General features: G+C 56.3%; 5 protein-coding genes. 2 read left to right on the top strand and 3 right to left on the bottom strand.

Translation table 11 applies throughout. The annotated features are described in order from the left end of the window. Positions 1–725: RNA polymerase sigma factor RpoS (gene rpoS, locus RTN40_RS06505; RefSeq protein ID WP_312227760.1), on the top strand; the 725-nt coding region annotated here is incomplete at its 5' end. A 103-nt stretch (positions 726–828) separates the two neighbouring features. On the opposite strand, the gene RTN40_RS06500 is transcribed toward rpoS, so the two are convergent. Together RTN40_RS06500 and mutS are read right to left on the bottom strand one after the other, a co-directional pair. Beyond that, positions 829–1257 (bottom strand): OsmC family protein, encoded by a 429-nt coding sequence (locus RTN40_RS06500; protein WP_312213681.1) that lies wholly within the window; start codon positions 1255–1257, stop codon positions 829–831. 62 nt (positions 1258–1319) lie between these two features. Continuing rightward, a complete protein-coding gene (gene mutS, locus RTN40_RS06495) occupies positions 1320–3881 on the bottom strand; it encodes a DNA mismatch repair protein MutS (RefSeq protein ID WP_312227759.1) in 2562 nt (853 codons plus the stop codon). 188 nt (positions 3882–4069) lie between these two features. Between mutS and RTN40_RS06490 the strand changes: the two genes are divergently transcribed. Continuing rightward, entirely contained in the window at positions 4070–4864 is a 795-nt protein-coding gene (locus RTN40_RS06490) for an ankyrin repeat domain-containing protein (protein ID WP_312227758.1), read from the top strand. A 113-nt stretch (positions 4865–4977) separates the two neighbouring features. On the opposite strand, the gene RTN40_RS06485 is transcribed toward RTN40_RS06490, so the two are convergent. After that, complete coding sequence (locus RTN40_RS06485; RefSeq protein ID WP_312227757.1) at positions 4978–6060, bottom strand: aldo/keto reductase; 1083 nt, start codon at positions 6058–6060, stop codon at positions 4978–4980. Between the last annotated feature and the right edge of the window lie 202 nt (positions 6061–6262).

Genomic DNA, 6262 nt, shown 5'->3' with positions numbered 1-6262 from the left:
CACGCCGTCGCATGATTGAAAGTAACCTGCGTCTGGTTGTGAAGATCGCCCGTCGTTACAGCAATCGTGGTCTGGCTCTGCTGGATCTGATTGAAGAGGGTAACCTGGGGCTGATCCGCGCCGTTGAGAAGTTTGACCCGGAACGCGGGTTCCGTTTCTCAACTTATGCAACCTGGTGGATTCGTCAGACCATCGAACGGGCAATCATGAACCAGACCCGGACGATCCGTCTGCCAATCCATATCGTTAAAGAGCTGAACGTCTATCTGCGTACCGCGCGTGAACTGTCCCATAAGCTGGACCACGAGCCAAGTGCGGAAGAGATTGCCGAACAGCTTGATAAACCGGTTGATGATGTAAGCCGTATGCTGCGTCTCAACGAGCGCATTACCTCGGTAGACACCCCATTGGGTGGAGATTCCGAAAAAGCGCTGCTGGATATCCTGGCCGATGAGAAAGATAACGGTCCGGAAGACACCACGCAGGACGATGACATGAAACAGAGCATCGTCAAATGGCTGTTCGAACTGAACGCCAAACAGCGTGAGGTGCTGGCACGTCGTTTCGGTCTGCTGGGCTATGAAGCTGCAACGCTTGAGGATGTGGGCCGTGAGATTGGCCTGACTCGTGAACGCGTTCGTCAGATTCAGGTTGAAGGTCTGCGTCGTCTGCGCGAAATTCTGCAGACGCAGGGGCTGAATATCGAAGCGCTGTTCCGCGAATAAGCGACACCATTCCAAAAAAGGCCAGTCATATGACTGGCCTTTTTCTTTTACACGGGCCTACCGTAGGCCGGGCAAAGCAGAGCCGCCGCCCGGCGTGCTCCGATTAATTCAGGGTATAGTCCAGCGTAATCTCAGCTTTGATCAGCTGAGAGACCGGGCAGCCTGCTTTGGCTTTATTGATAATTTTATCGAAAGTTTCTTTTTCAATGCCGGGCACTTTCACCGTGCTGGTCAGCGCGATTTTAGTGATCGCAAAGCCCTCTCCAGACTTATCCAGCGATACGTCAGCCGTAGTATCAATGCTCTCCGGGGTATAACCCTCTTCACCCAGCATCAATGACAGCGCCATAGAGAAGCAGCCCGCATGCGCCGCGCCAATCAGCTCTTCCGGGTTGGTCCCGGCAGCGCCTTCAAAGCGGGTGTTAAATCCGTAAGGCTGCTGCTTTAGCGCGCCACTCTCGGTAGAGATGGTACCTTTGCCGCCTTTGATATCGCCTTCCCAGTGGGCCTGACCTTTCTTATGGATTGTCATCAGTTCGCTCCTTTTTTGGATGAAAACATAAGTATAGAAGCTCAGACCCGGCCCGCAGAAAACTACACCATATTCTTAAGGCGATAGATCCACTCCAGCGCCTGCCGCGGGGTAAGAGTGTCAGGATCGAGAGCCTCCAGCGCCTCAACCGCCGGGCTGGTCTCCTCAGGAGGCGCGAGCAGAGACATCTGAGTGCCATCAACCTGGGTTGCCGCCGCGTTTGGCGTAATACTCTCCAGCTCGCGAAGCTTCTGCCGCGCCCGCTTGATCACCTCTTTCGGCACGCCGGCCAGGGCCGCAACCGCCAGACCGTAGCTTTTGCTTGCTGCGCCATCCTGCACGCTGTGCATAAAGGCGATGGTGTCCCCGTGCTCGAGTGCATCGAGATGCACATTGGCAACGCCCTCCATCTTCTCTGGCAGCTGGGTCAGCTCGAAATAGTGGGTAGCAAACAGGGTCAGCGCCTTAATACGGTTCGCCAGGTTCTCTGCACAGGCCCACGCCAGCGACAGGCCATCGTAGGTGGACGTGCCGCGTCCAATCTCATCCATCAGCACCAGGCTGTTCTCCGTGGCGTTATGCAGGATGTTGGCGGTTTCGGTCATCTCGACCATAAAGGTAGAACGGCCGCTGGCCAGATCGTCCGCTGCACCAACACGGGTGAAGATACGGTCGATGGGGCCGATCTCAACCTTTTGCGCTGGGACATAGCTGCCGATATAGGCCAGCAGGGCAATTAGCGCGGTCTGGCGCATATAGGTACTTTTACCGCCCATGTTCGGCCCGGTAATGATCAGCATCCGCCGCTGAGGGGAGAGGTTCAGCGGGTTGGCGATAAACGGCTCGTTCAGCACCTGCTCAACCACCGGGTGACGGCCTTCGCTGATGCGGATGCCTGGTTTATCGCTGAAGGTCGGACAGCAGTAGTTGAGGGTATAAGCGCGTTCAGCCAGGTTCACCAGCACGTCAAGCTCGGCCAGGGCGCTGGCGCTCTGCTGGAGATCCGCCAGGTGCGGCATCAGCAGGTCAAAGAGTTCTTCATAAAGCTGCTTCTCTAATGCCAGCGCCTTGCCTTTTGAGGTTAAAACCTTATCTTCGTACTCTTTCAATTCCGGAATGATGTAGCGCTCGGCGTTCTTCAACGTCTGGCGGCGTACGTAGTGGATCGGCGCGTGCTGGCTCTGGCCGCGGCTGATCTGAATAAAGTAGCCGTGCACTGCGTTATAGCCGACCTTCAGCGTGTCGAGGCCCAGCTTCTCGCGCTCGCGGATCTCCAGCTTATCGAGATAATCCGTTGCGCCATCCGCCAGCGCTCGCCACTCGTCCAGCTCGGCGTGATAGCCGGGGGCGATCACGCCGCCGTCGCGCACCAGCACCGGTGGGGCGTCGATAATCGCCCGCTCCAGCAGCTCGCGCAGCTCGCTAAATTCGCCCATCGTCTCTCGCAGTCGCTGTACCGGCGCGCTGTTAACCTCGGCCAGCATCTCCCGCAGCGTTGGTAGCTGCTGGAAGGTGTGGCGCATGCGGGCCAGATCGCGCGGGCGAGCCGTGCGCAGCGCCAGACGCGCCAGAATACGCTCCAGATCGCCCACCTGGCGCAGCACCGGCTGCAGCTCGGTCGTGGCATCCTGTAGCGCGGCAATGGTCTGCTGGCGCTCTGTCAAGGTTTTGGTGTCGCGCACCGGCATATGCAGCCAGCGCTTGAGCATCCGGCTACCCATCGGCGTGACCGTGCAGTCGAGCACCGAGGCCAGGGTATTCTCAATGCCGCCGGCCAGGTTCTGGGTAATCTCCAGGTTGCGGCGGGTGGCGGCATCCATAATGATGCTGTCCTGCTGGCGCTCCATCGTGATCGCCCGGATGTGGGGCAGGGAGGTGCGCTGGGTATCCTTCACGTATTGCAGCAGGCAGCCTGCAGCGCAGAGACCCCGCGTCGCGTTCTCTACGCCAAAACCCACCAGATCGCGCGTGCCGAACTGTAGGTTTAGCTGCTGGCGAGCGGTGTCGATCTCAAACTCCCACAGCGGACGACGGCGCAGACCGCGACGGCCCTCAATCAGCGCGGTCTCGGCAAAGTCTTCGGCGTAGAGCAGCTCAGCTGGGTTGGTACGCTGTAGCTCGGCAGCCATGGTTTCGCGATCGGCAGGCTCGCTCAGGCGAAAACGCCCGGAGCTGATATCCAGGGTGGCGTAACCAAAGCCCTTGCTGTCCTGCCAGAGCGCGGCCAGCAGGTTATCCTGGCGCTCGTGCAGCAGCGCTTCGTCGCTGATGGTGCCGGGCGTCACGATGCGCACCACCTTACGCTCAACGGGTCCCTTACTGGTGGCTGGATCGCCAATCTGCTCGCAGATCGCCACCGACTCGCCGAGGCTGACCAGCTTCGCCAGATAGTTCTCTACCGCGTGGTGCGGCACGCCCGCCATCGGAATTGGCTCTCCGGCCGACGCGCCGCGTTTGGTCAGGGAGATGTCCATCAGCTGCGAGGCGCGCTTCGCATCGTCATAAAACAGCTCATAAAAATCGCCCATCCTGTAGAAGAGCAGGATGTCCGGATGCTGGGCTTTCAGCTTCAGGTACTGCTGCATCATGGGCGTATGGGCGTCGAAATTCTCTAGTGTACTCATGAAGTTATGTCCAGTTCCCTGATTTTAAATAAGGCAAGGGTCGTTTTGTTGACTTAAATATCTGATAGGGAGATATGATAACGGAGATGAGTATTCACTGGAAAGCAACGATAAAGAACTTCACGAGGCCCCTTCCAGTTTTGAAAAAGGGGAGGCGCATCATACGCGCTGGGAATTTAGCAGGAGTAATGGAAAATCAGGAGTTGTATGTGAAGACGTTTTTTTCATTCAGCCTTGCGCTGTTGTTTACGTTTGCGATTCAGGGGTGTAAGCAAACCAGGGGTTTGGATCCACAAGATTACTTCAGTGGCCAACAGCTCATTATGGCAAAGGCAATCGAGCGCGGCGAAGTGGACGAGGTAAAAAAACTCGCGCCAGAAACCGATCTTAACAAGCCCGGACGTCATGATATGACGCTGCTGTTCTGGGCGCTTAGCAATGCCATAAACGATAAAAAAACAGCCTCCCAGTTAGAGATCATTACCGAAGTGGTGAAGGCGGGGGCAGATCCGCTCCAGCCTCGCCCGGCCGGTGGAAGTAGCCCGGCTGAATTTGTTCTGCAAGGTGACAGTGGAGACTGGATTAGCGCGCTGCTTGACGGAGGCTTATCGCCTGATGCGAAAGATAAAGTGCATCACGATCCCATCATAATGGAGACGCTCAATGCTAAAAATACCGAGACGCTGAAAGTGATGCTAGATCGCGGAGCCAATATTAACGTTACCGATTCGCCAGGAAATACGCTGCTGATCTATGCACTGGATTATGGCAAGCATGACCATGTCTTGCTATTGCTGGATCGGGGAGCCGATCCTGAGATCCGTAGCGACGTCGGCTGGACGATGGGTAACCAACTACAGCGCCTTTTAAATGGCGCAAAAGAAGGCGATAAACACTATCAAGATTTAATCAAAATAAAAGAGAAGCTAATCCAGCATGGTGGAAAGTGGCCACCTTCGCCGCCTGTTCGACCAGCCGGGTAATAACTGGAGCTGTTAAGCAGTATGAGTACAAAAGATAAAGTCTTCTATTTTTGGCGCGCTATGGATGTGATCTGTATTGCCTCTGCCGATCCATGGCGGAGCTGCTATTAAATTTATCTTTCTAAATCTTTTCTCGCATCCAGCGTCTGCTGGTACTCATCCAGGAAAGGCTTCTCCGCCGGGTCGAGGCGGTCCATGCCACTGGTGAAGCGGTGCCAGTAGGGATAGCGCGGCGCAGGGCGCGTAGTCTGTTCGATACGCCGGCGCTGCTCGTCGCTAAGTGAAAGTTCCACAGCGGCCAGGTTCTCCCGCAGGTGCTCCTCGGTGCGGTTGCCGACGATCAACGAGGTGATCCCCGGACGGGAGGAGAGCCAGGCCAGGCACACCTGCGCCACGGAAGCATTCAGCTCCTTACCTACCTCAGCCAGCACATCAATGACGTTGTAAGCGTGCTCCATATCGTGCACGTACGGTTCCGGCCAGCCGTTACCCTGGCGCGAGGTCTCAGGTGTTTTAACGCCTCTGCGCACAGTGCCGGTAAGCAGTCCTTCCCCCATTGGTCCCCATACCAGAGTGCCAATATCCTGATCCAGCGCCATCGGCAGCAGCTCGAACTCTGCTTCGCGGGATTCCGGCGTATAGTAGATCTGCTGGCTAATGGGGCGGATGAGCTTATTCACCTCAGCCGTGCCAAGGGTTTTCATCATCTGCCAGGCGGTATAGTTTGAGGTGCCGAAGTAGCGAATTTTACCGCTCTTAACCAGCTCTTCAAGCGCACGCAGCGTCTCTTCCGCCGGGGTGATACCGTCCCAGTTATGGATCTGGTAGAGATCGATATGATCCGTTTTCAACCGACGCAGGCTATCTTCACAGGCTTTGATCAGATGGAAGCGACTGGCCCCGCTATCGTTTGGACCCTCGCCCATCGGGCTGCGTGCCTTAGTTGCTAATACGACCCGGTTACGGTTCTCGCCCAGCGCTTCGCCCACCACTTCTTCTGCGCCGCCGGATGAGTAGAGATCGGCCGTATCAATGATATTCACCCCGCGATCGAGGGCGATGTCGATGAAACGGCGCGCCTGAGCCACTCCAACGTTACCCGTTTTTTCAAAGCCAGCTTTGCCAGCAAAGGTGAGTGTACCCAGCGCGATCTCAGATACCATTAGGCCTGAATGTCCCAGTTTCCTGTACTGCATGATATCTCCTCCTGTTTCCAACGTGACAAGTAACAAAAGGTAGAAGCCGCTGGGACGATGTGCAAACCGACCAGGAGTAATCCGCATCTGGCGTTTGCCTGATGGAAAAGTGTGAACTAGATCTTAAAACTCACTTCTGTTCACCGTAGCGAGGGTTTGATGTTAAAAGCACCGATGGCGTTAATCATGGCAATGGCCGTCT

This window comes from Pseudescherichia sp. (assembly GCF_031987975.1).
Classification (GTDB): domain Bacteria; phylum Pseudomonadota; class Gammaproteobacteria; order Enterobacterales; family Enterobacteriaceae; genus Pseudescherichia.
This window is presented reverse-complemented; position numbering and strand designations above follow the sequence as displayed.

Coding starts and splice junctions, on each gene's coding strand:
- mutS (WP_312227759.1), bottom strand. CDS start 3,881: ATGAGTACACTAGAGAATTTCGACGCCCATACGCCCATGATGCAGCAG.
- RTN40_RS06485 (WP_312227757.1), bottom strand. CDS start 6,060: ATGCAGTACAGGAAACTGGGACATTCAGGCCTAATGGTATCTGAGATC.
- RTN40_RS06490 (WP_312227758.1), top strand. CDS start 4,070: ATGGAAAATCAGGAGTTGTATGTGAAGACGTTTTTTTCATTCAGCCTT.
- RTN40_RS06500 (WP_312213681.1), bottom strand. CDS start 1,257: ATGACAATCCATAAGAAAGGTCAGGCCCACTGGGAAGGCGATATCAAA.